Annotated in this window: 23 protein-coding genes; 10 read left to right on the top strand and 13 right to left on the bottom strand. The window is 66.1% G+C overall.

Features of this window, described 5'->3' with window-relative positions:
* Positions 1-31: 31 nt before the first annotated feature.
* Genes ACYVE7_RS00270 through ACYVE7_RS00260 form a run of 3 tightly spaced genes read left to right on the top strand, consistent with a single transcriptional unit; the run spans position 32 to position 4,871 of the window.
* Positions 32-1,567 carry an HsdM family class I SAM-dependent methyltransferase gene (locus ACYVE7_RS00270; protein ID WP_460362106.1) on the top strand — a complete coding sequence of 512 codons (1,536 nt, stop codon included), beginning with the start codon at positions 32-34 and terminating at the stop codon, positions 1,565-1,567.
* Positions 1,564-3,597: a type I restriction-modification system subunit M gene (locus tag ACYVE7_RS00265; RefSeq protein WP_460362104.1), complete on the top strand. Its 2,034-nt coding sequence runs from the start codon at positions 1,564-1,566 to the stop codon at positions 3,595-3,597. Before ACYVE7_RS00270 ends, ACYVE7_RS00265 begins: the two co-directional genes overlap by 4 nt.
* Positions 3,594-4,871, top strand: coding sequence for a restriction endonuclease subunit S (locus ACYVE7_RS00260; RefSeq protein ID WP_460362102.1), 1,278 nt, complete (start codon positions 3,594-3,596; stop codon positions 4,869-4,871). Before ACYVE7_RS00265 ends, ACYVE7_RS00260 begins: the two co-directional genes overlap by 4 nt.
* 118 nt (positions 4,872-4,989) lie before the next feature.
* Here the strand turns inward: ACYVE7_RS00260 and ACYVE7_RS00255 are convergent, their stop codons facing one another.
* Entirely contained in the window at positions 4,990-5,208 is a 219-nt protein-coding gene (locus ACYVE7_RS00255; RefSeq protein WP_460362100.1) for a hypothetical protein, read from the bottom strand.
* 222 nt (positions 5,209-5,430) lie between these two features.
* Here ACYVE7_RS00255 and ACYVE7_RS00250 point away from each other — a divergent pair, with 222 nt between their 5' ends.
* The 3 genes from ACYVE7_RS00250 to ACYVE7_RS00240 all read left to right on the top strand — a co-directional run bounded on the left by ACYVE7_RS00250 (position 5,431) and on the right by ACYVE7_RS00240 (position 8,577).
* Positions 5,431-6,141 carry a DUF5753 domain-containing protein gene (locus ACYVE7_RS00250; RefSeq protein WP_460362099.1) on the top strand — a complete coding sequence of 237 codons (711 nt, stop codon included), beginning with the start codon at positions 5,431-5,433 and terminating at the stop codon, positions 6,139-6,141.
* Between the two features lie 68 nt (positions 6,142-6,209).
* Positions 6,210-6,341: a DUF397 domain-containing protein gene (locus ACYVE7_RS00245; protein ID WP_460362097.1), complete on the top strand. Its 132-nt coding sequence runs from the start codon at positions 6,210-6,212 to the stop codon at positions 6,339-6,341.
* Positions 6,342-6,438: 97 nt separating this feature from the next.
* Positions 6,439-8,577, top strand: a complete 2,139-nt coding sequence (locus tag ACYVE7_RS00240) for a GmrSD restriction endonuclease domain-containing protein (protein WP_460362095.1) — start codon at positions 6,439-6,441, stop codon at positions 8,575-8,577.
* A 7-nt stretch (positions 8,578-8,584) separates the two neighbouring features.
* Here the strand turns inward: ACYVE7_RS00240 and ACYVE7_RS00235 are convergent, their stop codons facing one another.
* Positions 8,585-9,034: a DUF5615 family PIN-like protein gene (locus ACYVE7_RS00235; protein WP_460362093.1), complete on the bottom strand. Its 450-nt coding sequence runs from the start codon at positions 9,032-9,034 to the stop codon at positions 8,585-8,587.
* On the bottom strand, positions 9,031-9,672 hold the full coding sequence (locus ACYVE7_RS00230) for a DUF433 domain-containing protein (RefSeq protein ID WP_460362091.1): 642 nt from the start codon (positions 9,670-9,672) through the stop codon (positions 9,031-9,033). The genes ACYVE7_RS00235 and ACYVE7_RS00230 overlap by 4 nt, the downstream gene beginning before the upstream one ends.
* Before the next feature lie 191 nt (positions 9,673-9,863).
* Between ACYVE7_RS00230 and ACYVE7_RS00225 the strand changes: the two genes are divergently transcribed.
* Both ACYVE7_RS00225 and ACYVE7_RS00220 read left to right on the top strand, forming a co-directional pair.
* Complete coding sequence (locus tag ACYVE7_RS00225; protein WP_460362089.1) at positions 9,864-12,974, top strand: type I restriction endonuclease subunit R; 3,111 nt, start codon at positions 9,864-9,866, stop codon at positions 12,972-12,974.
* Positions 12,975-13,026: 52 nt separating this feature from the next.
* Positions 13,027-14,595 carry a protein kinase domain-containing protein gene (locus ACYVE7_RS00220; protein WP_460362087.1) on the top strand — a complete coding sequence of 523 codons (1,569 nt, stop codon included), beginning with the start codon at positions 13,027-13,029 and terminating at the stop codon, positions 14,593-14,595.
* Positions 14,596-14,744: 149 nt separating this feature from the next.
* On the opposite strand, the gene ACYVE7_RS00215 is transcribed toward ACYVE7_RS00220, so the two are convergent.
* The 4 genes from ACYVE7_RS00215 to ACYVE7_RS00200 are packed head-to-tail and all read right to left on the bottom strand — an operon-like array spanning position 14,745 to position 16,777.
* Positions 14,745-15,437 (bottom strand): hypothetical protein, encoded by a 693-nt coding sequence (locus tag ACYVE7_RS00215; protein WP_460362085.1) that lies wholly within the window; start codon positions 15,435-15,437, stop codon positions 14,745-14,747.
* A 3-nt stretch (positions 15,438-15,440) separates the two neighbouring features.
* Positions 15,441-15,980: a S1 RNA-binding domain-containing protein gene (locus ACYVE7_RS00210; RefSeq protein ID WP_460362083.1), complete on the bottom strand. Its 540-nt coding sequence runs from the start codon at positions 15,978-15,980 to the stop codon at positions 15,441-15,443.
* Positions 15,980-16,552, bottom strand: a complete 573-nt coding sequence (locus tag ACYVE7_RS00205; protein WP_460362081.1) for a hypothetical protein — start codon at positions 16,550-16,552, stop codon at positions 15,980-15,982. The genes ACYVE7_RS00210 and ACYVE7_RS00205 overlap by 1 nt, the downstream gene beginning before the upstream one ends.
* Before the next feature lie 36 nt (positions 16,553-16,588).
* Positions 16,589-16,777, bottom strand: coding sequence for a hypothetical protein (locus tag ACYVE7_RS00200; RefSeq protein ID WP_460362079.1), 189 nt, complete (start codon positions 16,775-16,777; stop codon positions 16,589-16,591).
* 93 nt (positions 16,778-16,870) lie between these two features.
* Here ACYVE7_RS00200 and ACYVE7_RS00195 point away from each other — a divergent pair, with 93 nt between their 5' ends.
* Positions 16,871-17,128 carry a hypothetical protein gene (locus ACYVE7_RS00195; protein ID WP_460362078.1) on the top strand — a complete coding sequence of 86 codons (258 nt, stop codon included), beginning with the start codon at positions 16,871-16,873 and terminating at the stop codon, positions 17,126-17,128.
* Between the two features lie 328 nt (positions 17,129-17,456).
* Here the strand turns inward: ACYVE7_RS00195 and ACYVE7_RS00190 are convergent, their stop codons facing one another.
* From ACYVE7_RS00190 to ACYVE7_RS00170, 5 genes are all read right to left on the bottom strand, one after another.
* Positions 17,457-18,497, bottom strand: coding sequence for a Rieske 2Fe-2S domain-containing protein (locus tag ACYVE7_RS00190; RefSeq protein WP_460362076.1), 1,041 nt, complete (start codon positions 18,495-18,497; stop codon positions 17,457-17,459).
* 35 nt (positions 18,498-18,532) lie between these two features.
* Positions 18,533-20,671, bottom strand: a complete 2,139-nt coding sequence (locus tag ACYVE7_RS00185; protein ID WP_460362075.1) for an MFS transporter — start codon at positions 20,669-20,671, stop codon at positions 18,533-18,535.
* 766 nt (positions 20,672-21,437) lie between these two features.
* Positions 21,438-21,965 carry a hypothetical protein gene (locus ACYVE7_RS00180; protein WP_460362073.1) on the bottom strand — a complete coding sequence of 176 codons (528 nt, stop codon included), beginning with the start codon at positions 21,963-21,965 and terminating at the stop codon, positions 21,438-21,440.
* A gap of 163 nt (positions 21,966-22,128) precedes the next feature.
* A complete protein-coding gene (locus tag ACYVE7_RS00175) occupies positions 22,129-22,290 on the bottom strand; it encodes a hypothetical protein (protein ID WP_460362071.1) in 162 nt (53 codons plus the stop codon).
* 165 nt (positions 22,291-22,455) lie between these two features.
* A complete protein-coding gene (locus ACYVE7_RS00170) occupies positions 22,456-24,006 on the bottom strand; it encodes an ISL3 family transposase (protein WP_460362070.1) in 1,551 nt (516 codons plus the stop codon).
* Positions 24,007-24,274: 268 nt separating this feature from the next.
* Between ACYVE7_RS00170 and ACYVE7_RS00165 the strand changes: the two genes are divergently transcribed.
* Positions 24,275-24,685 (top strand): hypothetical protein, encoded by a 411-nt coding sequence (locus ACYVE7_RS00165; RefSeq protein WP_460362068.1) that lies wholly within the window; start codon positions 24,275-24,277, stop codon positions 24,683-24,685.
* 242 nt (positions 24,686-24,927) lie between these two features.
* On the opposite strand, the gene ACYVE7_RS00160 is transcribed toward ACYVE7_RS00165, so the two are convergent.
* Complete coding sequence (locus tag ACYVE7_RS00160) at positions 24,928-25,680, bottom strand: hypothetical protein (RefSeq protein ID WP_460362067.1); 753 nt, start codon at positions 25,678-25,680, stop codon at positions 24,928-24,930.
* Positions 25,681-25,692: the final 12 nt, after the last annotated feature.

Raw genomic sequence — 25,692 nt, 5'->3', positions numbered from 1 at the left:
GCGCCGTCGCCACCCGGACTTTCCTGATGCGGTGGGCGGCACGGCGTCCGCTCCTCTGTTCGCGCTCTCCGACGTCCGCGAGTGGCTGGACAGCCAGGGCAAGGGGAAACAGGTCGCCGACGAGGTGCGCCTCTGGCAGGCCCTACGCGCTGAACGCCCCGAGGACATGCCGGCCGCGCTGGCGGCGACGGCCGCGGCCCTCGCCGGCGAGCCGCACCCCCAGCCTCTCGGCACCTCCACCCTTGAACTGGCGGACGGCCTCGCCGCGGAGCGCTCCGCAGCAGGGCTCCTCGCGGATCTGGCGGGACGGTTCGTCGCCTCGGCCGGGCACGGCGGTGGCGGAGAACACGTGTCGACGACGGCCCTGGTGAAGGTGGTCCGCCATTTCGCCGGGACGACCACGGGAACCGTCTACGACCCCGCCTGCGGTATCGGGGATCTCCTCTTGGCCTGCGGCGGCCCGGACGCCGCCGAACGCTTCGGCCAGGACTCGGCGCGGAACCTGACGGAGTTCGTCCGGCTCCGCGCCGACCTGGCCGCCCCACCGATTCGGATGCGCACCGCCGTCGGCGACTCTCTGCGCGACGACCGCTTCCCGGATCTGAAAGCCGACCTGGTCGTCTGCGACCCGCCGACCGGCCAGCCCGACTGGGGCCGCGACGACCTGATGCTCGATCCCCGCTGGGAGCTGGGCCTCCCGCCGAAGGCCGAAGGCGACCTGGCCTGGCTTCAGCACTGCTACTTCCACACGGCGCCGGGCGGCCGGGCCCTGGTCGTCCTCCCGGCATCGGCCGCCTACCGCCGTTCAGGCCGCCGCCTCCGCGGCGATCTGGTCCGCAACGGCATGCTCGACACGCTCGTCGCCCTCCCCGGCGGCCTCGTCCCCGGCCACGCCGCCCCCGTCCACCTGTGGATCCTGCGCCGCCCACCCCTCCCGAACGCTGACGTCCGCCTGATCGACCTGTCGGACGCCGACCTGACGGCCCCCCTGGACATCCCCGAGACCTCGATCGCCCGAGTCGCCCCGATCACCCTCCTGGGCGACGAGCTCGACCTCACCCCGTCCCACCACGTCGCGAAGACCGGCCCCGACCACGCCGCCGCCTACGCCACGGCCCTGTCCGGCTTCGAAGCCGCCCTGGCAGAGCTGTACCAAGCCCTCCCGACTCTGACGGAAGGCGACGGCGACCTCCCGGCGACCTTGAACCTGTCCGACCTCATCCGCGCCGGCCTGGTCGACCTGGACGACAACCAACCCCGCTCCACCACCCCCCAGCTCGACACGGACTTCCTGCGCGGCTTCCTGTCGAGCCCCGCCAACACCCGCCGCAACACCTCAGGATCCGGCACGTTCCGGGCAGATCCGCGCAGCGCCCGCGTCCCCCAGATGGACGCCGCCCGCCAACGCGCCTACGGAACGACCTTCCGAGATCTGGAGAGTTTCCTGCACCGCCTCGAAGAGGCCGCCAAGATAGGACGACGAGCAGTCCAACTCGCCCGCGACGGCCTGACCACCGGCACCTTGACCCCACCCGCCCCGAGCCCCGAAGGAACGATCCCCGAGTGACCGTCGACCAGAACCTGTCCGCCTTCGCCTGGTCGATCGCTGACCTGCTGCGCGGCGACTACAAGCAGTCGGAGTACGGCCGCATCATCCTCCCCTTCGTCGTCCTCCGCCGCTTCGACTGCGTCATGGCCCCGACCCGCGACGCCGTACGCGCCCGCGCCGCGTCCTACCCGGAAGGCAAGACCGCGCCGCCGAGTCTGCTCAAGACGATCGCGGGCCTGCCCTTCTACAACACCTCGAAGCTGGAGTTCGCGACGATCGGCGGTGACTCGGCGCAGGTCGCTAAGAACCTCACCGCCTACATCAACGGCTTCTCCGAAGAGGTCGTCGAGATCTTCGAGCGGTTCAACTTCTTCGCGCAGATCGAACGCCTGGAGGCCGCCGACCTCCTCTACGACGTGGCGCAGCGGTTCACCGACGGACGGATCGACCTCAGCCCGGAGCGGGTCAGCAATGAGGACATGGGCAACCTGTTCGAGGAACTGATCCGCAGATTCTCCGAACTGTCGAACGAGACGGCGGGCGAGCACTTCACCCCGCGCGAGGTCATAGAGGTGATGGTCGAGCTGCTGCTCAGCCCGGACGGCGAGGAGATCGCCGGGGACGGCGTCGTCATCGACATCCTCGACCCGGCCTGCGGGACGGGCGGCATGCTCGCCTCGGCCGAAGAGCACGTCAAGAAGCTCAACCCGACCGCCCGGGTGAACCTCTACGGCCAGGAGCTGAACGCCGAGTCCTGGGCGGTCTGCAAGGCGGACCTGCTGATGAAGGGCTACAGCGACAAGGACTCCGAGATCGCGTTCGGTAACTCTTTCAGCCAGGACGGCCACGACGGCCGGACCTTCCGCTACATGCTCGCCAACCCCCCGTTCGGCGTTGAATGGAAGAAGGTCCAGACCGCCGTCACCAACGAGCACAAGGACCTCGGCCACGCGGGCCGTTTCGGCGCGGGACTGCCCCGCATCAACGACGGCTCGTTCCTGTTCCTCCAGCACATGATGGCCAAGATGCGCCCCGTCGAGGCGGACGCCAAGGGCAAGTTGAAGGGCTCCCGCATCGCCATCGTCTTCAACGGCTCCCCCCTGTTCACGGGTGCGGCGGGCTCCGGCGAGTCGGAGATCCGTCGCTGGATTCTGGAGAACGACTACCTGGAAGCGATCGTCGCCCTCCCTGACCAGCTCTTCTACAACACCGGCATCTCCACCTACTTCTGGATCGTCACCAACAACAAGGCTCCGAGGAACAAGGGCAAGGTCGTCCTCCTCGACGCCCGCGAGTACTGGGAGAAGCGCCGCAAGTCCCTGGGCGAGAAGCGCAAGGAGATCACGGAGAAGCACCGCGAGCACATGAAGCGCCTCTACCGCGACGCCTTCGACATCGCCGCCGACCCCGCCGACCCCGACCACTCCAAGGTCAAGATCTTCAACAATCAGGACTTCGGCTACAGGCGCATCACCATCGACCGCCCCCTCCGCCAGCGCTTCGAACTGACGGAGGCCGCCCTCACCGACATCGAATCCGCCCCGGCCGTCACCAAGTACGAGCACCGCGACGAACTCCTGACCGGCCTCCGCGCCCTCCTCGGCACCGCGGCCCCCACCCGCGACGCCTTCGCCAAGAAACTCTTCGACGGCTACGTGGCACACGAGGTCACCATCCCTCCGGCCGCCGTCGACAAGGCCATCCTGACCGCCACCGCCATCCCCGACCCCGACGGCGAACCAGTTCTCCTTAGGGGCAAACCCGTCCCGGACCCCGACCTCCGCGACGCAGAGAACGTCCCCATGACCGAACCCATCGCTGACTACTTCGCCCGCGAAGTCCTCCCCCACGTCCCCGACGCCTGGATCGCCGAAATCAAAGACCCCAAAACCAAGGAGACCACAGACCACAAGGTCGGCTACGAAATCCCCTTCACCCGCCACTTCTACACCTACACCCCACCCCGCCCTCTCTCCGAAATAGACGCCGAACTGAAGTCCCTCGAATCCCAAATTCAGGCGCTCCTGGGAAAGGTGGCCGGGGAATGAGTGCTTCGCGTTCCATGGTCCGACTCAAGCACCTTGCGCGCCGCTCCCTTGAGTACGGTGCGGCAGAAGCAGCTGCCTATGACAGGAGGGACTGGCCCCGGTATATCCGGACGACAGATATTCGGCCGGACTCTACCCTCCGTGACGACACCTTTGTTTCGCTCCCGCCGAAGGTGGCAAGACCATACCTGCTGGAAGAAGGGGATCTCCTTTTTACGCGGAGCGGCGCCACTGTTGGCAAGAGCTTCATGTATCGAAAGGGATGGGGGCCATCCGCTTTTGCCGGGTACCTAATCCGTGTGAGACTGGATCCTAATAAGGCGGATCCTCGATACGTTTCCCACTTTTGCAAGTCCTCTCTATTCTGGAACCAAATTTCCCGAAGCTCCGTTCAGGCCACGATTCAGAATGTTAATGCGGAGCAATATGGGAATCTGGAGATTCCCTACTGGAGCGTGGAAGATCAGCGGCGGATCGCGGACTTCCTCGACGCCGAGACCGCCCGCATCGACAAGATGCAGGATGCCCTAGTGGGGTTGAAGGCGGGGTTGCTTGAGCGCCGCGCCAGCGCTCTTCATGGTCACGTGACTGGTGCCCAATGGGAAGAGAGAAAGTCGTCTGGTCTCGCTTGGGTCGAGAAAATACCGCGACACTGGAAGTCGGCCCGACTTAACCTCTTTGCCCGGATGGGAAGTGGTCATACCCCGAGTAGGTCTCGCCCGGAGTGGTGGATCAACCCAGAATTTAACTGGATTACAACCGGCGAGGTTTCGCAGGTGCGAGATGATCGGCGGGAGGTCATCACTGCGACACGAGAAATGATCAGTAGAGCTGGTCTTGATAACAGCTCGGCTGTGCTCCACCCGAAGGGGACGGTGGTTCTTTGTCGTACCGCATCGGCCGGATATTCGGCGGTAATGGGTCATGAGATGGCGACCAGCCAAGACTTTGTAACTTGGACCTGCGGGAACGAGTTGAACACTTTCTATCTACTCTGGTGCCTACGTGCAATGCGGTCGGACCTGCTTGGGCGGTTGGCAATGGGATCTACCCATAAGACCATCTATGTTCCGGATCTCCAAATGCTTCGCATTCCGATCCCTCCGCTCGATGAGCAGCGGGTCATTGTCGAAAAGATCCGCGCGGGCAATGCGAAGGTCGATGCGCTCGTCGATTCCATTGATCGCCAGGCTGGCTTGCTCAGGGAACGGCGGGAAGCTTTGATTACGGCGGCGGTGACCGGGGAGTGGGATGTGACTACCGCGCGGAGGTAGTCACGAGGGGGCTAGCGGTGGCGGCCGTCGGGGTTGCGGATGGCGATGGCCACGAAGGTGATGAGCATCGTCAGGGCGAAGAGGGCGATGGCCGCTGCAGCGATGGCGGCGAGGATGGTCATAGGGTGCGCTCGATTTTCTGCTGGGTGGTGAGGGAGTCGCGGAGGAGGGTGGGGGTGTTCTCGATGAGGGTCATCGAGAGGCCGGCGAGGAGTTCGTCGTCGCTCAGGTGGGTGCGGTCGGTGCGGGTGGCGATGACGTAGGTGGCGTTGGCGGGGCGGCGGATGTGCCAGGTCGGGTGGGCGAGCTGGAGCGCCTTGCGTTCTTCGTCGGTCATGAGGCTGAGTCCTGTGGATTCGTTGGGGTATTTCCACGACGACCCTCGCAGGCGGGTATTACCGTGGGCTACGAACCGTTTACCCCCCTGACGGCACCCCTCCGAACTGGGATGACACCCGGCACAGGGGTTCGACACCCGGGAGACACCCGATGGCGAACCGGAACGGAACCGAGGCTTTCGGGCCACAACGGTCGTTCGTGACCGAGATGCGGGCGCGACGTGAGGCAGCCGGGCTGTTCGCCGCAGTGGCTGGGGAAAGTTGAGGGATTCGAGAAGCCGCCCTCCGAAGGTCTCGCCGACGACCTCGACACCTTCTTCCAGACCGGCGGAACCTTCCGGCGGCTGTGGGAGCAGATGCTGGAAGCCCGAAGAAGAGGGCTGATCTCGAGTGGCTTCCGGCCGCTCGTGGAAGCGGAGAAGGAAGCCACGCGGATGCTCATTTATGAGCCGCTGCTGGTCACCGGGCTCGTGCAGACGGAGGCGTTCGCCGCTCACATGTTCAGCACAGGCCCTCATCCCGATAAGGCGGCCGAACTGCTGGCGATCCGGATGGACCGGCAAGCACTTCTGGGTAGGCTTGACTCGCCGTGGATGTTCATCCTGATGCATGAACATGTCATCCGGGGAATCCCGGCCGAGTACAAGGAGGAGCAGTGCAAGCGGCTGCTCGACCTGATGGTCGATCCTAAGATCAGCATCCGGATCATCCCCGAGGGCGCTCCCGTTTACAACTCCAGCGGCTGCCAGCTGCTCAGCTTCGATGGAGCGGCTGACGTCGCCTACATCGACGGGTTCGGCGGGCATGGGCAAATGCTCACGGAGCCCCACGAAGTCCAGGAGCTTGCCGTACTCTTCGACATGATCAGATCCGCCGCGATGTCGGCGGCGGAATCCGAGCGGCTCATCCGTTCGATCATGGAGGGCAATTGACCGCGATCGACCTTTCGCACTCGCTTTGGAGAAAGAGCACATACAGCGATTCGTCGGGTGGGGCCTGCGTGGAACTCGCGAGTGCGGCGACGGTTGTGGGGGTGCGGGACTCCAAGCAGCCGGGGCGGGGAGTACTGGTGTTCGAGAGGGCGACGGTTCGGGAGCTGGTGAGGGGACTCAAGGGCGCGGGGCCGTTGTAGGGCCTTTCGGGGCGTCAGTTCATTGTTACTTTGCGGTGCTGGTATGGGGTTCTTGGCGCGGGTTCAGATGGGGGGATGCTGCGGGGCGGGGTGACTCATGGGTGACGCGCCGGTTGATGGGCGTGGGCAGACGGTCAAGGTTCTCTTCGCTGAGAAGAAGTTCGGGCTGGACGACTATCAGCGGGAGTACAGCTGGGCGCGGGATGATGTCCGGCGGCTGCTCGAAGATCTGTGGCGGCGGTTCAGCACGAGCTGGAACGAGCTGCATGACCGGCAGGCTGCGGTCGAGTATCCGTCCTACTTCCTCGGGTCGTACGTGTACTACAACCAGGGGAGCGTCACCTATCTGGTCGACGGGCAGCAGCGGATCACGACGTTGCACCTGCTGCTGGTCCAGTTGCGGCGGTTCCTGCTCGAGCAGGGGCTGAGCGAGGACGCCGAGACGGTGTCAGCGCTGATCGCCTCGCGGCGGTTCGGGAAGCGGACGTTCACCGTCGACATTCCCGAGCGGAACGACGTCCTCGAAGCCTTCATCAAGGGCGACGACTCGTTCCGGCCGCGAGAAGGGGCCTCGCTGTCGGTGCGGAACCTGTGGGAACGCGGACGGGACCTCGTCGAGGACTTCCCGCCCGGTCTGCTCGGTGAGGCGCTGCCCTACTTCCAGGACTGGCTGCTGGAGCGGGTCTGCCTGGTCGGGATCCAGGCGGCCGACCGCGAGCAGGGCTGGGAGATCTTCGAGACGATGAACGACCGGGGGCGGCGGCTCAGCCCCGTCGACCTCCTCAAGGGCTATCTGCTGGAGAACGCGCTCCCCGACCAGCGCGCCAAACTCAACGTCAAGTGGCGGCAGATGCTCACCCGGCTGGCCGAGTTCGAGGGCTCGACCGGGAGCGACTTCGTCAAAGCCCTGCTGCTCGCCAAATACGCCGACCTCGGCGAGGGCAGCCCCGATCCGGCGGCGATCGACCGGTCCTTCCACGAATGGATCCGACGGCACGCCGCGACCCTCGGGCTGCGGAAACCGTCCGACTTCGTGACGTTCGTCGGTGAGACACTGCCCCGGTTCGCCGACCACTACTGCACGCTGCTGCGGGCCTCGGCGTACCACGACACCTCGCTGCCAGCCGTCTTCTACAACGCGGTCAACGGGCTGAACCGGCAGTACCAGCTGATCCTCGCGGCCGTCGACGTCCGCGACGACCTGAGCACCTTCAAACGCAAGGCGCGGCTCGTCAGCGACTTCCTCGACCTCGTCCTCGTGCGGACGTTCGTCCGCGGGAACGCCGTCCACCCGTCCGATCTGGACGACCTGATCCGGCAGGTCACCCTGCTGCTGCGCGACTGCCGTACGGCCGAGGACGTGGCACGCGTCCTGGGCGCCCAGCTCACCGCCGAACCACTGAACGAGATCGCCACCCTCAGCCTGAGCTCCGGCAACTACCGGCAGGTCCGCTACTTCCTGGCCCGGCTGACGGCCTTCGTCGAAGACGGCTCGGGCAAGCACGGCCGGATCGCCGACTACCTCAACCCCGAACGGCCCTGGCAGATCGAGCACATCTGGTCCTGCCACTACGACGTGGCACTCGCGCCCAACCGCAAGGCGTTCGACATCCAGCGGAACCGCATCGGGGCGCTGCTCCTACTCGACCGGTCCGACAACGCCAGCTTCCGAGACGCGCCCTACCAGCAGAAAGTCGAACATTACTTCCGGCTGAACGTCCTCGCGGCGTCGCTGCACCAGAACACCTACCAGAATTTCCCGGGGTTCCGGAAGTTCGTCGAACGGCATGAGCTCAAGGGCGTCTTCAGGGCGTTCACCGTCTTCGACAAGGCCGCGATCGCCTCCCGCCTCGCGCTCTACCAGCGGCTCGCGCAGCTCATCTGGGATCCCGACAGGCTCGGTTTCCCGTTGCCCACCGTCCCCCGCTCGGGCCCCGAACATCGCACAAAGGCGCATTATGGGGTGACCGTCGCAAACCTCGTCCAAGCGGGCCTGCTCACCGCAGGTGCGACGCTGGTCGGCCAGTACCTACGCGTCGAGCATTTCGCGACCGTCCTCGACGACGGCCGGTTGCGGCTGGCGAACGGCTCGGTATACACCTCGCTCTCCGGCGCGGGTGCGGCCGTGAGGGGTGGGAGGGCCTGTGCCGGCTGGGACTTCTGGCATCTGCGCAACGGCGCCGACCGCATCCAGCTGAAAGAACTACGTTCTGAACTACTCCGCCGGACTCGCTGAACTCGGTTCAGGCACTCGGCCAGAATTTGGGCGGAGTCTCGGCAGGGACGCACAGCTTGTAGCGGGCTGCCGGGGTCGGGTCGACTCCGGTCAGTGTGACGAGATGCTGGGCGGAGGCCCCGGAGAGCAGATCCAGGACCTTGGGGAGGGCCGCGCAGACGGTGGCGATCGCGATGCCCGTTCCCGTCAGGCCGGGATGCTTGTGCGGGTACTGGATCCGGTGGATGCCTGAGTGGGCGATGGCCTCGACCTCGTGGCTGCGCTGCATCTGCTTGGCGTCGTTGGTCAGGACCGCTTCGAAGCCCTCGTTGGCCGCCATCGGCCACAGGGCCAGGTCCTTGGCGCCCTTCCAGCCGTCCAGGTCAAGGACGTGCGTGACCTCGTGTAGATCGTCGACGAGGTTCCTGATGGCGACGGCGATGGGGGTGGCGACGTTCTCGTCGAGCAGCAGCCTCAAGCGGCCGTCCCGGATTGGGGACGATAGCTGTCGACGTACTTCGCGAAGTCCAGGGCGTCCCGGGCGGCTTCGGGGGAGACCTGCGGGTAGAAGCGCTGGATGCGTTCGGGGGAGACACCGTCACGGAGGAGACCGGCGACCTCCTCGTAGGGCACCCGTGTGCCCTCGATGACCGGTTCGCCGCCGCGGACCTCGGGATCCACTTCGAGGTGCTCGCGGGGCTTCATGAGATCCGGGATCTGCCTGCCCTGGACGTAGAAGGGCCGCAGGACGTCGATGAACTGGTCGATGACGATCTGGCCGCCGCGTCTGACCAGGTCGGTCGCGTGTTCCGGCTCGACCAGGTAGATGGTCGACTGGTCGGCGACCAGCTTGTACGCCGAGAGGTGTTCGGCGAAACCGAGGCCGAAGCGGAGTTCGGTGAGGGCCTTGCGGATGCTCTGGAGGGACTGCTCGCGCCGGAGGTGGACGCAGGTGCGGAGGGCGACGATGTCCTTGAAGGAGTAGAGGATCGGGCGTTCGGGAGAGATCTCCGGGACGAGGATTGGGATCCCGTCCGGACCTGGCTTCCGCCAGTGCTGGAGCTGCCTCAGCGTGGCGCCCGACAAGGCGGCCGCAAGTCTCGGCTCGTATGACATGGAATCCTCACCCCCTCCCATCTGTACCCATCTTCGCAAACGAGTCCAGCGTGACACAGGTGAAGCGGAGAAACCGTCCAAACGGCTTAGCCGTTAGCGGCGTCAACGTTATGAAAGCGGTTGAGATGGCGCTCACGCCTGGAGTAGGCTGGATGCGCCGGAGGCGGAGCTTGTGTCGAAAGGGGACCAAGGTGAAGGTCGACAGGGAGATCGTGTTCGAGGCCGTAGCCGAAGAGGCTCTGGTCAAGAGCGGCTGGGTCGTTGGCGAACCGGTCAACTACGACCGGGAGCTCGGGCTCGACACCGCCGATCTCGTCGCCTTCATCGGCGCCACCCAGAACGAGCGCTGGGAGCGGCTGCGGAACGCCTACGGCGGAGACCCGCACACCCCGTTCGCCAAGCTCGTCGCCAAGGAGATCGACGCCCGCGGCGCCCTGGACGTGCTGCGGCGCGGCGTCAAGGACAAGGGGATCCGGTTCCGGCTCGCCTACTTCAGGCCCGCGCACACCCTCGCCGCCGGAGCACTCGACGAGTACCGGGAGAACCGGCTCGCCGTCACCCGGCAGCTGCACTTCTCCTCGACCCACCCCAATGCGTCCGTGGACCTCGCGTTCTTCCTCAACGGGATTCCGGTCGGGTCGGCCGAACTCAAGGAGAAGCTGAAAGGGCAGAACAGCGCCGACGCGCGCCGTCAGTACCGCCAACGTGATCCTCAGGACCTGTTCTTCGCGCGACGCAGCCTGGTGCACTTCGCCGTCGACGCCGACCTCGTGTTCCTGACCACCCGGCTCGCCGGTGAACAGACCCGGTTCCTGCCGTTCAACACCGGCTCGGAGGGCCCCGGCCGTTCCGGTGGGGCGGGGAACCCGGTCGAGACGCTGTCGGACTACCCGACCTCCTACCTGTGGGAGCAGGTCCTCGCGCGGGACGCCTTCCTGGAGCTGATCCAGCAGTACCTGCACATCGAGGACGCCGCCGCCAAGTCGGGGAAGGCCCCCTCGCACAAGCCCTACGCCGCGCACCGGCAGCCGCTGATCTTCCCCAGGTTCCACCAGTGGCACGCCGTCAAATCGCTCGTCGCGCACGCCGGCAGGCACGGAGCGGGCGAGAACTACCTCGTCCAGCACTCCGCCGGATCCGGGAAGTCGAACACGATCGCCTGGCTCGCGCACCGGCTGTCGTCCCTGCACAACGACGCCAACCAGCTCGTCTTTGACAAGGTCGTCGTGCTGACCGACCGGATCGTCCTGGACAAGCAGCTCCAGGACACCATCTACCAGTTCGAGCAGGTCACCGGAGTCGTCGAACGCATCGACACCGACTCCGCGCAGCTCGCCGAGGCCCTCACCGGCGCCAGCGCTCGCATCATCATCACCACTCAGCAGAAGTTCCGGTTCATCCTCGACAAGATCCAGAACCTGGGCGCGAACAAGTACGCGATCATCATTGATGAGGCCCACTCCTCGCAGGGCGGCGAGGACAACGCCGACCTGAAGCGGGCGCTCGGCTCCCGTACGAGCGACGAGTCCGGGGACCCGCTGACCTCCGCCGCGCTCGCCCGCGGCAGGCAGCCCAATCTGTCGGTGTTCGCGTTCACCGCGACGCCCAAGGCCAAGACGCTCGAACTCTTCGGACGGCTCAACCCCGAGACCGGCAAGCACGAGCCGTCGCACGTCTACTCGATGCGCCAGGCCATCGACGAGAAGTTCATCCTCGACGTCCTCGACAAGTACATCACCTACAACGCCTACTTCCGGCTCGCCAACAAGGCCGTCGAGGAGACCGAGAAGACGCTCGACCCCCGCAAGGCCAAGGCGCAGCTGGTGCGGGCCGCGCTCTGGTCGGAGCCGACCGTCGAACTCCGCGCGAAGATCATCGTGGAGCATTTCCGGAAGCACACGCTGCCCAAGCTCGGCGGACGCGCCAAGGCGATGGTCGTGGTGCCACTGCGAGCCGACGCCGTCCGGCTCTACCAGGCGATCCAGACCTACATCGACGAGCAGGGCATCGCCGGCTGCGGAACCCTCGTCGCGTTCTCCGGCAAGCTCCAGCTCGAAGAAGGCGGCCCCGAGTTCACCGAGGCCAAGCTCAACGGCTTCGGCGAGCGGGAACTCCCCGGCAAGTTCGCCTACACGCGCGCCGACGACGAGCACGCGGCGATCACGGCCAAGCAGGAGTACCGGATCCTCGTCGCCGCCGACAAGTACCAGACCGGGTTCGACCAGCCGTTGCTGACCACCATGTACGTGGCCAAGCCGCTGGCCGGGGTGGCCGCGGTGCAGACGCTGTCGCGGCTCAACCGGACCCACCCGCTGAAAGAACAGGAAGACCTCTGCGTCCTGGACTTCGTCAACAAGGCCGAGGACATCCAGGCCGCCTTCCAGCCCTTCTACGAGAAGACGATCGCCGAGCCGACCGATCCGCGACTGCTCGACGAGATGCAGCGCGAGATCCTCGACTACCGGCTGCTCGTCGAGTCGGAGATGCAGCAGTTCGCCGAGGCGTACCACGTCGCCGCCGCTCAGGGGGAGAAGCGGCTCCTCAAGGCGCACGGGCAGCTGCACCGCTGGCTCGCGCCCGCCGTCGACCGGTTCACCAAGCTCGCGGCGGAAGAGCCGTTGAAGGCGGAGGAGTTCCGAGCCGCTCTGCGCGGCTACAAGAACGCCTATGCCTGGCTGGCGCAGATCATCGGATATGACGACGACGAGCTCGAGCTGCTCTACCTCTACGGACGCTACCTGCTGACCGTCCTGCCCCCAGGCCAGCAGGACCCGGCCGTCGACGTCGGCGGGACCCGGCCGACCCACCTGCGGATCGACAAGAGCGGCGAGCACAGCCTGAAACTGGAGAAGATGGGAGAAACCGAGATCACGGGTCTGCTCGGCGGCGTCCCGACGTTCGACGATCCGCAAGAGCTGACGCTCGCTGAGCTGATCGATCGGATCAACGACGAGTACGGTGCGGGCCTCTCGTCCGGCGACAAGATCATCGTCGGGCAGTTCGCGCTGGCCATCGCTGAGGACCCGGACCTCGCCGCCATCGCGTTGAACAACTCGCAGGAGGTCTTCGACCGGGAGGTCGAGAAGGACGCCGACAGGATCATGATCGAGCAGGCGGCCTCCAACGATGCGCTGCTCGTCCGCTACTTCGACGACGAGAAGGTCAACCGGCTCTTCAAGGCCGTCGCGAAGCGGCAGGCGTACGAGATGATCCGGCGTCCCGTCCGCCGGGAAGCCGAGAGGCGAGCCACTCAGGACCGAATCGCCGAGATTCGCGAGACTCGCGGCAAAGATCCCCATTAGTTTGGGATTCTCGCCGGTGCTCCGGTGAATCCGAGAGGGAAGGACCTTCGGCATGGACGTCGGCGAGGAGAAGACGGGACGGCTCATCGCCGGGCGGTACCGCATTCATCAGCTGATCGGCCAGGGCGGCATGGGCCTGGTCTGGATGGCCTATGACGAGAACCTTGACCGCAAGGTCGCGGTCAAGGAGATGCTCGTCGAGTCGGCCGACGCCATCGCTCAGGGCGACTTCCTCGAAGATCTGGAGACCCGGCGGGAACGGTTCCTCAGGGAAGTCAAGATGACGGCGAAGGTCGAACATCCGGGCGTCCCGGCCGTGTACGACGCGGGCGTCGACCCGGAAAGCGGACGTCTGTACGTTGCCATGCAGCTGATCAAGGGCCGTCAACTCCGGACCCTTCTCGACGAGACCGACCACCGGGCCGATCCCCTCCCGGTCTCGTTCGCCGCCGCCATGGGAGCACAGATCGCGGCCGTTCTGCACGAGGTCGGCAAGCACGACATCGTGCACCGCGACATCAAGCCGGAAAACCTGATGTTGACGCCTGGCGGTCTGGTCAAGGTCCTCGACTTCGGCGTCGCGGCCCTCCTCGGGTCCGGCGACACGCTGCGGCTGACGAAGGCGGGTATGACGGTCGGCACACCTCCCTACATGTCGCCCGAGCAGACCCTGGCGAACACGCTGGGTCCTGACTCTGACGTCTACTCCCTGGCGTGCGTCATCTACGAGCTCCTGACCGGGCGGCCGCCCTTCGTAGAGACCGTCAACCGCTCCCACCTTTGGCACCACGTCCATTCCCAGCCGCCATCGCTGCTCGGGCTACGCCCGGACGTGCCCGAAGAGATGGCCGAGCTGCTGCTCGGCATGCTCGCCAAGTCGGCGGCCGCACGTCCCGACGCGGGAGAGGTCTACGAACGGCTCCTGCCCGCAGCCCGAAGGAACGACGGAGACGAGCTGACCGACCTGGGCGACCTGGACTGCCGCCTCCCCTTCACGCGGCCCCTGGGCGGCGCTGTGCGGCGTCCCCAGAAGGGGAAGCCCCGCCGGACCGCGGGTCCCTCGATCTCGGAGCAGGAGATCGAGGAGATCGTCGCGCTGGCGGATGAACTCCTGAAAGAGCAGCGCTCCACTCAGGCGATCGACCTGCTGGCGGACGCGCTGAGCCGAACCACCGACCAGGACCTGGAGATCCATCTGACCTTCTCCCTGGCCCATGCCTCGTTCATCGGAGGCCGCTACACCGAGGCGGCGGAGCTGTTCACGACGGTCGCGAAGCACTTCGGCCCCGGCGACGAGGACACGCAGATCGCCCAGTACTACATCGGCCAGTGCAAGGCCGAGCTCGGCGACGTCGCCGGCGCCATCGAGGCGTTCCGCACGGTGGCCGCCGGACAGGAAGAGGGCTTGGACGCTCAGGGCAAGGAACGCGTGCTCGACGCGGTGGCGTTCCTTGTGCGGCTGTACGCCGCGAGCGGCCGACGGGACCTTTTCGAGCGTTCAGCCGCCGAACTCCGGTCGAGAACCCAGCGATACCATCCCGCGTCCGCTACCGAACTCGCGGATGTCGACGCCTACGTGGACCGCTTGACGCAGTACCTCGATGAGGCTCAGCCTGACTGACAGTGAGGCTGGGTTTCCCCCCTACCGCACTTCGTCGGGTGGAGTCGTATTGCGATGAACCGGCGTCATAGCCCGCTTGGTCCGCCGTTGGAGAGATATCGGCGAGGAGAGGCGGCGGGCAATGAATCAGATTCGTTGGTGGCGGCGGGTCAGCGGGCCAGGGCCGGGGTCCAGATGTCGCCGCCGTCGGCCCAGGTCCAAAGCCATTCCCGCAGCGAGGCGGTGGTGTGTTTGATCCCCTGTTCGATCATGGTGCCTTGGCCTTCGCACGCGTTGGCGTCGAAGAGGATGACCGGGTGGTGTGGTTCAGTCAGCGCGGTGTACCAGTACATCGAGCAGCCACCTGGGGTGAGTTCGAGCCAGGATGCGGGCAGGCCGGCCTTGCGATCGCGCCGGTAGAGCTGTACCACCGATGGCCATACGACGCCGCGTGGATCGCGGTTGCCGTACCGCAGGCAGCCGAGGCCCCGGGCGCCGGGGCCGAAGCCTCCGTCGCCGACCTCGGTGTAAGCGCGCCGGAGGATGGCGGGGAGTTGGTGTCCGATCCGGGATTCGACGTACGCGACTTCGGCCGAGGAGGCCGGTGGGAACATGGGTCCGCGCGGGGCGTCCCGGTGGTACTCGGTCGCCTCCTCAGCGCCGGCCGGGAAGTAGATCGTCCCCTCGCTGTCGATCGCATAGCTGTTTCGCCAGGCGAGCTCGACTCGATCCTTCCCGAAGCGGCTTTCAACCCATTCGCTCGGGACGGTCGCCTCGTCGAACCGGCGGGCAGGGTCGTAGGCGCGCGCCCGGAGCTTTTCGATCAACAGATCGTCGTCAAGAACACCGTTGATGCTGGCCATGCGTCATGTACCCGTCTGTTCGGCGGCGGAGCGGGAGGGACGCGAGAGCTCGATGCGCCGCCGCATCACATCGATCTGCTTGATCTGCACGGTCACCGTTTCGCCCACTGCTGGCGGTTCGACGCCGAGCTCGGCACTGGGAAGCAGGCCCTCGAACCCGCCAGCCGTGTCCTCGATACGGACGAATACGCCGATCGGCGCAATCTTGGTGACGGGACCGGTGACGACCCGGCCGATGCTTTCCAGCAGGTCGCGGAGCGGGTCGTCTTCAAGGGCTTTGAGGGAGAGCGAGACGCGGCGGCGTGTGAGATCGGCGTCGAGGATCTCGGCGGTGATCTCTTGGCCGACAGCGACGACGTCGCTCGGATGGCCGATCGGCCGCCACGACAGCTCGGGGATGTTGATCATCGCGGTGAAGCCGCCGATGTCGACGAACGTGACGCCGAAGCTGGCGATCTCGATGACGGTCCCTGTGATGATCTGGCCGCGGCGCAGAGTCCGCAGGAGGTCCAGTTCCGGGTCGTGATCCGGCTGCTCGGTCATCAGGGGCGCCTGTTCGGGTCATCGGCGTGGCCGGGCGTTGTCGTGTCGTTCAGCAGGTCGAGGGCCTCGGTGTAGGAGCGGCGGCGCTCGGCGATGAGCTGCTCGACTTGCTCGTCGGTGACGTCGGACAGCTTGCGGAGATCGTCGAGGACGAGGTCCCGTTGGGGATGGTCGCTTTCGGTGACGTATCGCAGGGTGGGTTCGACGCCGGCCGCATACAGGAGTTGGTGGGGCATGATGCCCCAGGTGTCGAAGCTCCGGTTGATGGCTTCCCACAGGAGCCAGACATCGTGGACCTGGCGGTGTTCAGCGACCAGGAGGGCCGCGATCTCGATGCCGTGGCGAAAGCCCCAGGAATGCCCGTGCGACTGCGTCTCCTGAGCGAGCAGGTAGCGGGCGAAGCCGAGGTCGACGAGGCCTGGCCGGCGGATCAGGTCTTCGAGGACCTGCTGCCGGTCCTCCCCGGTCCCATCGGAAGGCAGGCCGCGTTCGTCGGTGCCGCCGTCGAACGCGAGGAGCGGCCAGAGGTCAGGGTCTTGGAGCAGCCACTCGGCTCGCAGGGCGGGTGTCAATTTCCGAAGTCCTCTGCAATCGGGTTCAGGCTCAGCTCAGCGTTTGAGGGCACGGTACTTCTTGAGAAGAGCGGTGATCTTCTCGGGGTCCGCGGCGCCGTTCAGTTCGGCAAGCAGGTCGTCTGGGCACAGATCGTAGAGCTCTCCCCACCATCGGCGTGCCTTGGTGTTCCAGATCCTGTAGCCGCCCGGCACTCCTCTGGCAACGTAACGTTTTCTACTCACTGACGGCCTCCACACTGGCCAGGGCGGCGATCTTGACGAGCCTACCGACGTAGGCTGCTGCCGTTCCTCGGAGGCCGAAGGAAGGATCGTGCCATGACCGAGACCGAGCGAGTGCTGGCGAGAGCACTTATGGAGATCATCATTTCGATCGATCTCAGCGACGATGAGGATATTGACTCTGACGTCGCGGCGGCGCTCCTGGAGCCCATTGCTGCGCTGCTCCAAGCAGCTCACGCTGGAGATCGGAGCAGGATCGTGGCGCTCTTCACGGAGCTCGCTCAGGCCGAGTCGGCTACCGATAGGAGGATGACCGCCCTCGACTTGCCCGGGGCACTTGGGCTTATCGGTTAAGCGGGAGTGCTCAGCGAGCGGTGGGATCCGAGGACGCTGACAGTAGGCGGGGGCCGCTGGTTGGGGCGCGCCTCAGCACGGTCCGACTCGTGAACAGAATCCCGGCTGCATGGCTGCTCCACCCAGGCGGCGTGGTCGGGCCGCGTCGTGCGTTGGTGTTGTCCCGCCGATTCGTGGCCGGGCATGCGGGTTCATGACGGGCGACACGAACCATTTGCACGTGCTTCCGTTACGCCCATTGGGCAAGGTCTGCCGCGTCCGAGTCCCCTGATCGTCGTCGCTCACGATGCCAGATCCCAGCGGGGGAGTAGGCGCGTGAGTGATTGCGCTAATTGGACCCGCCGTCCGAGCCCTCGTGGTGGCCGGAAGCGTGATGGAACTGGTTGTACCAGGTCCAGAACTCGTTGTAATAGGGGCCGCCGGGGCGGTGAGACTGGCGGTTCCAGACATCCATATCCTCGGACTGGACGAGAGAGTGGACCCAGAAGGCTAGGCCGACGGCGATGTAGGAGTGCCAGAACGGGGCCGAGCGGCGGACGTACACAGCGCTATCTGCGATATGGGCCGAAGTGCCGGTGGGAATGAAGCCCGTGTAGGTGCGGCTGCCGAGCGGGACGAAGGCCCGCGAAGCGCCGAACGCGATCTCGACCCGGCTGGAGCAGATGGCGGGGCCGTAGAAGGTGGCGTAGGCGCGCATCCGTATCGGGTAGCGGAGGTGGTGGAACGCGACCCGGACGCTGAGGATATGTGGGCGGTCGGGGTCGGGGCCGGCTTGCCAGAAGTCCGGGTCGGTACCGAGGTTCAGAGCCGAGAACGTGCGGCCATGGGAGTTCCGTCCGTGGTCGCGGTCGTAGCAGGCCATCGGTTCGACGGCGAGATGGCAGCCGATCGGGACGCGTTCCCGGCTCAGCTGGACGAGGTCCGACTCGAACTCTGGAGGCTCCCATGTGGGTGGTGAGCCTGTGGGTGACAGCCACACGTGGATCGTCTGGTTCCGCTCCAGGACGGGCGGGGCATCCAGTGGTCGGAGCCCCTCGCCGCTGAGGAGCTGGGCGGCGTTGACAGCGTTGCCGGAGGGATTCCAGAGGAGCTGGTGGAAAGGGCAGCGCAAAAGGTCATCGATAACGAGACCGTCGTCGAGGTCGGCACCCAGATGGGAACAGAACCGGTCGAGGGCCACAACCCGTCCCGAGGCACCCCGATACAGCACCAGGTCACGGTCGCAGACATGGACCGCCCGGATCGTGCCCTCCGGCAGGTCGGCTGAGCGCAGCACTGGGTACCAGGTCTCGGGGTGACCGAGCACGTCCCAGCCCCGCCGGTCAGCGGGAACGGCCGACGGCTCGAGTGCCTTTCCCGCCTGGAACATGCCGCGAAACACGCGGATGGCCAGGGCAGCCTTCCTCAAGTGACGGTACCTCTGCTGGTCTGGGCGAGCCGGTCCTGGAGGTCGGCGTGCCGGAATTGGTATACGGGTCCTATCTGGCGGACGAGACCGAGTCGGTGGGCGTCCTCCAGGAACGGCATGAGGCGAAGCGGAAGGCGTCCGCGGAGCGCGTACGTCAGGACTGTCATCCGGTAGGTGGTGCTCGCCTGAAGCTGAAACCGCGCGTAAAGGATCTTCGGTGCGATCCGGGATCCGGTTTCGGTGGTGGTACCGAACTTGAGGCATCCACTAAACCCAAGGAACAGGCCGAGAACGAGGGCGCTGAGAGACGTCGCCACAATTTGAGTGCCCGTGTCCCAGTCGGTGCGGTCGGCTACGAGCGCGCCGATGATGCCGAGTACCGGAGCCACCGCGAGGACGACGGTGAAGATGCGGACGGTGGACAAGATCGTGTCCCGGCGCAGCGTGACGGGCGGGGTTTCCGGATCGTCGCTGGGAAGTGAAACCCGGACCCAGTCGACCACGCCGCCGGCGATGCCCATGGCGATTCCCAGCAGCATCCCCGACAGCAGCCCGGTGCCCCATCCCGTGAACGGCACGAGGAACAAGGCGAGCAGCAGTCCGCTGGGCGGACCGAGAGCCAGACCGATCGCCATTTGCCGCAGGAGCGGCTTGAATCGGCCGCGCAAGCGCAAGCTGGCGTAGGCGGGAGGTTTGCCCGGCAGGGTCGTCAGTCCGACGGTCAGTCCGTGCGCGAGCCCAAATACGGCGCCGGCGATAAGACCAGTGGCGAGCGCCGACAGCCAGTGGCTCGTACCACTGAACGTGAGGGTCAAGGTGAAGACGAATCCACCGACCAGACCGCCGAGCAACGCTACGGCGAGCGCACTGCCGAGAGCGACCAACCGCTGGACGGACCGCTCCTGGAGATGCCACCACGTTAGATCGCGGCGGCCGTCGAGCTGCTGAGCGAGCTCACCCAGCCAACGGTTGGCATCGTCGGCCTGCCACCGATGTCGGGGCCGGACCGGGTTGACGGGATCGGGCTCGTTGGCCGCGATCAGCGATTCGACAAGATGGTCGAGCAGATGGTCGGTGATCTCCTCGGCGGTGGAGAATGCGAGCAGCTCGTCAGGTGATCGGCCGGTCTCTATGTAGACCTTGCGCAATAGCCACAGCCACAGCGGCGTGGTCAGGACCTGGGCTGCGGCCCCCGTGGGGCGGCTGGTGGCGTCGTCCAGGAAAGCATCCCATGAGGGATGTCCCGGGTAATCGGCCAGACAGCGGTCTAGAAAAGCACGAGACTCCGCGGGATCGACGGGACGGGGCGTGATGACGCTCGCCCGTGCCGCAGGTACGGCCGCCTCAGCATATTCAACCGTCCGGCAGGTCAAAATATATGGATCACCCTGATTGAGCCCGTTATTGAGGGCGCGCAGCGCCTCACGACGCCGGTCAAGCGGCAGGTCGTCCAAACCGTCGAGGATCGGCAGGATTGCCTGCCCCGTAACGAGGTCGCGTGGCATGTGCGGGCCGAACTCCTGCGCGCTAAGCGCCGGATAACCCTCCGTCAGGCGCGACGTGAGCCAATCGGCGAACCGGTCGCGGCTGGGCACCCAGTCGGAGACCGGCAGCAGAACCGGGATGGGGGCGCCGTCCCGTGCGTCATCCAGCAACGATCGGAGCAGGAGGACGGCGAGTGTTGTCTTCCCACTGCCGCCTTCTCCGAGGATCACCAGCCGCCGCACCGGTAGCGCTCCAAAAGCCGCGGCGAGGGCGTCGACGTCGTCGGCACGGCCGCTGATCCCCTCGACTCCCGGCACAGAAACAGGGTCGAAGTGGACGGCTAGCCGGGCGGGATGGTCAAGCTGCCGAACGATGATCTCATCGCGCCACTGGCTCAGGACCTGCCCCAGCAGGACCCGCCGCGCGTCATCTCCTTGCGTCATCATCGGCCCTCCCTTGAGCGCCTTGAGGAGCTGCCGGAGTGAGGCGAGGAGCAGTACCCATAGGCTGATCATGACCGAGATGACCTGCGACTGGTCCGAGGCCTCGCCCGAGCCCTCCCTGCCGAAGACAAGTCCGATCCAGACCGCCAGGCCGAGGAGGACGACGGCTCCGGCGCCCACCCAGAGCGCGTTCCGCCGTTTCCTCACCAGGCCTCCGCTTCGACCTGATCATTATGCCGAGTCCACTTTGGGGCCTTCCTCCCATGGCCGAAGGTGGTCTACGCGCCTCCCTCAGGAAACCCGACCCCGGACCCTGCGACAAGGCTCCGGGAGAAAGAGATTGGGCACCGGTCTGGAGCATCGCCCTCTCCGCCAATCCAGACGCGGTGGTAGGCAGGTGCCGCGCGGGGAGCGCGATGATGCCGGCCAGTTCGAGGCTTGAGATCCCGATGGCCCACAAGGGTGGATCGGATGCGACCCAGAGCGCGATCACGGCGACCGCAGCGGGTGCGGGGAAGACTGCCAGTTCTACGAGTGCTTGGCCGATCTTGAACTTGGGTCGATCGGCGACGCGTCGGTAGAAGGTCTCCCAGGCCGAGAGGTTGGCTGCTCCTGGGAGCTTCTTCGGTGTGTGGGATGAATCCTGTTCGGATGTAGTCGCCGATGTCGGTGATTTCTCGGTCGTTGGCGAGGTAGGTCCAGCCGAGGAGGAGGCCGGCCAGCGGTAGTGCGAGCAGGGGGAGGGGCCCGGTTAAGAGGATTCGGCGCCCGCGGGAGTGAGGGCCGACTACCTCAGGCCGCGCCCCGGCACGGGTCGACTCGGGAACGTACACGGCAAATGCCTGCACCCGCCACGGCTCCACAGCCCTGGCGGGTCCTGATCCTCACCGGCAGGTTCGACGGCCCGGATGGCCGCCCCGATGCACTCGGTTGAGTCCTCCTGCTGACCGCAATCCTGTTGGTGGACGCATCCTCACCGTGTCTGCCGATTGCGCCAGTCGCTGTGGGGCTCAAGGGTTTGACTTCCGCCCGCCCAGGTCGTGCCGCACACGTGGCAGATGACGTGCCACTCGTCGCCGGCGGCGCGCTCGAAGTCCAGGCGTCCGTTCAGCCCGGATCCCGGACACAACTCCAGCGCGGCGGCCAGGCCGCGAAGCCGCGGCGACTCCGACCACGTCACCCCAGCCTCGGCCGCCGCCATCGCAACGGCCGCGCCATGGACGCAGAGACGGGCCTCGGAGTCCGGGATCTCCGGGGGATCGAACAGCGAGAACGGTTCGTTGAAACACTCCTCGCATTCGTAGGACAACTTGCCATCGGTGATACCGACCCAGACCTTGTACGTGGATCCGCCGCTGGGCTCCTCGACTTCCCCCAGGACGCTGCCACCCATGGCCTTGTAGCTGACCTGAATGCCCTGCTCGTACCAGCGGATGCCTTCGTAGGCGCGGCTTGTCTGGGCGATGTGCAGGACGGCGGCGGGTGTGATCTCTGCGGACAAAGGACTCCTCCGAGCGGGGGTAGCGGAACGTCTCGATGTTGCCATTCCCGTCCGACAATCTGCCGCTATCGCGGGCGGATCGGCTACCTGGGTTAGGAACAAGACGGCTCGCCTGTGACCTTCAGGTACAAGCGGGCTGGCTACGAGGTTGTCGTGTGCGACGCTAGCGCTGCCCTCTGGCCTGCTCCACTCGGGCCAGGAGATTGCGGACGCTCTCCGTGAAGGGGTCGTTGGGTCCGAGGACGGACTCAGCGTCGGGCAGGAGGTCACCAAGGATCGCGAAGGCCTTGTCGAGGTCTGCGAGGGATGCATGCAACCTGCCCATCGCGAACAAGATCCTCAAGGTCTCCACTCCACGATCACCGAATGCGCGCAGGCTACGTCCGAGGAGTCCGCTCAGGACCTGCAGGGCTCCGTCCAAGTTGCGAGCCCGGGAGTGTTGAGCTAAGGGCTCTGTCCCGTAATCGGTGGTAGCTCTGTGTGATGGTGTTCATGGGAGCAGGATGCGGTGGCGGAGGAGGTCGAAGCCGGCGCGGCCGTGCATTTGTCGCATAATCCGCTTGGTGCGGGTGTTCACTCCCTCGGTTCGGCCGTTGTGCCAGGGCAGCGTGAGGGCGGCGTCGACCGCGGAGCGGTCGAGGTCGATGCCTTTGAGCATGCCGTGCAGGTGGGGCAGGTCGGCGGGGCGGGCGTCTGCGATCCAGGTGGTGAGGCGTTCGTCGTTGCCTGGGGCGGGGGTGAGGAGCTGGCCGAAGACGCCGATGAGGCGGGTGAGCTCGGCCAGCTCGGGGCAGGCTGCGGTCAGTTCCTTCAGGAGGGAGGCGTCCTTGTCACGCAAATGCTCGGGACGGGTTGGAAGGAGCCGGGCGACATGGCGTGGGGTGGTGACGGGCCGATCGCCTTCGGCTCGGCCCTGGTTGAGGTAGCGGTAGAGGAGGTTGAGGCTGCCGGTGTAACCGAGTTCGGTGATCTCCTTCAGGAGTTGGGTGACCGGGACGGCGGGGTCTTGCGCGCGGCGGGTGCGCAGGTGGTCGCGGTAGGGGTCGACGAGGGTGGGCCGGTAGCGCGGAGCGATCCGCAGTGTTTCGGGTTCGCCGCGGCGGGAGTAGCGTTTGACGGTGCCCAGGGACATGTTCAGCCGGCGGGCGCATTCCAGCAGGCCGACGCCCTTGCCCAACAGGTCGTGGACCTGCTGCCAGCGCTCCCGGGTGGTCTGCTCGCGGACTCCTCCCGGCCGGGGCGGATTGATCGTGGCCCAGCAGGCGGTGTGGGAGCGGACCTCGGCCAAGGTCTTGTCGCAGAGGTTCCGCCACAGCTGCCACCGGTCGCTGACCTGCACCGCGTCCGGGAGCGCCCGGCGGATCGCCTCGGCATAGACCAGGGAGCCGTCGCGGCAAACGACCTCCACCCCGGGATGCGTGCGGAGCCACTCCTCCAGCACCGTCGCGCCGCGGCCCGGCAGCACGTCCACCGGCTCGCTGGTCTCGGCGTTGATCAGGATGGTGGCGTAGCGGTGCCGGCGCTTCAACGCGAAGTCATCAACCCCCAGCACCCTCGGCACCCGCAGCGGCGGGAGCGGCAGCCGTGTCAGCAGCCGCAGCGCACTGGATCGCGACAGTCCGATCGCCAGCGCCGCCGACAAGCGGGCGCTGGCCCTACCCGCCAGCTCATGCACCACGGCACCGAGCTGGTCGGCCAGGCGGCTGGTCCGCCGTTGATACCGCTCCAGCAGGCCCGGCACCTGCTCCCGGAACGTCCGTCGTGAGCAGCTCCACTGCCCGCACCGCAGCCTCCGCACTCGGACACCCACGACCACCCGGCGGCCGTCCACCGGCACATCCGTGACCGTCCGCGCGCACCAGCCATGCATCTGACTCGTCAGCGCCCCGCACGCGGGACAGGGCACCGGATCGTCACGAGTCCGCGCTGCCACCCGGATCCGCTTGCCCTCATCCACCACGTCCTCGATGACCAGCGCGGACAACCCCGAGAACACCGCGCTCACCAACGCGTCGACCTCCAGCACCCTCCAGGCTGACATGAGATCACGCAGAGCTACCACCGATTGCGGGACAGAGTCGATTGCGGGACAGAGCCCTTCGGCGAACACTCCCATCGGGAGGCGGGGCGATGGACCGTCTCGCCGGCATCGCAGGAGTGGCCGGCGAGTTCCTATTCATGGTCGACTCCATGAAGCAGTTCCATGACTGCTGGTCGGGTGGAGTGTGCCCGAGTATCCTGGGAGGATCATCGGGCGTGATCGACGCTAATGGATTCGACACGGGAGCAGGCGAATATATGGTCTCCTGATGTGCAACGGTCAGCGGTCGTTCCGTCGGCCGCTGACCGTCTTCTCCGCTTCGATAGGAATGGTTCGATCCTTGATAAACTCAGACAATTTTGCCGATTTTCTCAAGACGGCCATTCCGGGGGTCTCGGCCTTCCTGGATGCTTACGAGGAGGACGTGGAAATGGCGCTTTCCTCGAATCCTTATGGCGTCATGTCCGAAGTCTTCTGGTGGAAGATTTTCGAGCCCGCCCTGAAGCTGGGCGACGGCGAAATGATCTCCAGATGTTTCGCCGTGACCGAAGCCTTGCTCTCGGAGGGAACTGAGTTCATGCGCGAATGCGCGATCATTCGAGTCATCCCTTATCTCGCTGGATTCGAGGCCACCCAACACCTCGCCGGCCCTGCGACGCTTTCGGTCCTCTCCTCATAACGGCAGAAGCGACGAGCGAGACGGTTTTCATTGACTGGATCACCGACGGGCTCGGCCAGCTGCTGGAGTGTCTCCGATCGGTCGGACGGCAAGCGGATCGACGCGCTCAAGAACGTCCGCATCCAGCTGTTCAGCGACGCCGAATGCGGTGTCGAGGGCGGCTTGCTGGTGGGCGGAGTGTGTTCAGTGAACGGGACAGAGCCGTTCACTGAACACACCCATGATCATCTGAGCAAGGGTCTTTACAGGAGTTGCCGGAAGGTGGGGGTGTTCAGCCAGGTGAAGGTGTCGGCGAGCTGGGTGTGGAGGGCGGTGTTGACGTTGAGGGTTCCGGGCCAGGAGGTCAGGCCGCGGCCGTGGAGTGCGACGTAGGCGGCGGACAGGCCGTGCCGCAGGTTGAGGACGGTGATCCGTTCGCGGGGTTCGGGGTCCTCGCTGGTGAGCCAGTCGCGGTGCAGGGCGGTCATGGATGTGCGGGTCAGCTCGGGTTGGGTGACGTCGAGGCGGAGTTCCGTGCATACGTCGACGAGGCGGCGGGAGGTTCCGGTGAGGACGTCGCCGACGTCGTAGCGGGAGTCGATGACCAGGGGGCTGTTGGTGGTGTCGCGGCGGGCGTGCCAGCGGTTGCGCAGGGTCTCGATGTGGGGGAGTCGTTGGGTGCTGGCGTTGCGGAGGATCGCGAGGTCGCTGGACACCTGGTGGCCGATGATGATGTCGGCGTGCGCGGTGATGGTGGCGATCTCGGCTTCGGCGGAGTCGATGAGGTCTTGGGTTTCGCCGCTGTCCTGGACGTAGACGCTGGTGTATCCGAACTCGACGGGTGCCGGGCCGGCTGGGGGGAGGTCCAGCCAGGTGACCGACCAGCAGAACGGGACGTTGCCGTTCTTGATCCGGTAGTTCTTCGTCCATTCCACGTCGAGGGAGGCCACCCGGAGGCGTCCGTCGCGTGGGGGCGGGACGTGGCCAGGGCCGCCGAGATTGCTGTTCACGATCATTGATGTCCTCCT

Source organism: Actinocorallia lasiicapitis (assembly GCF_054778695.1).
Note: the sequence above shows the minus strand (reverse complement) of the source record. Positions and strands in the feature narration are given on the sequence as shown.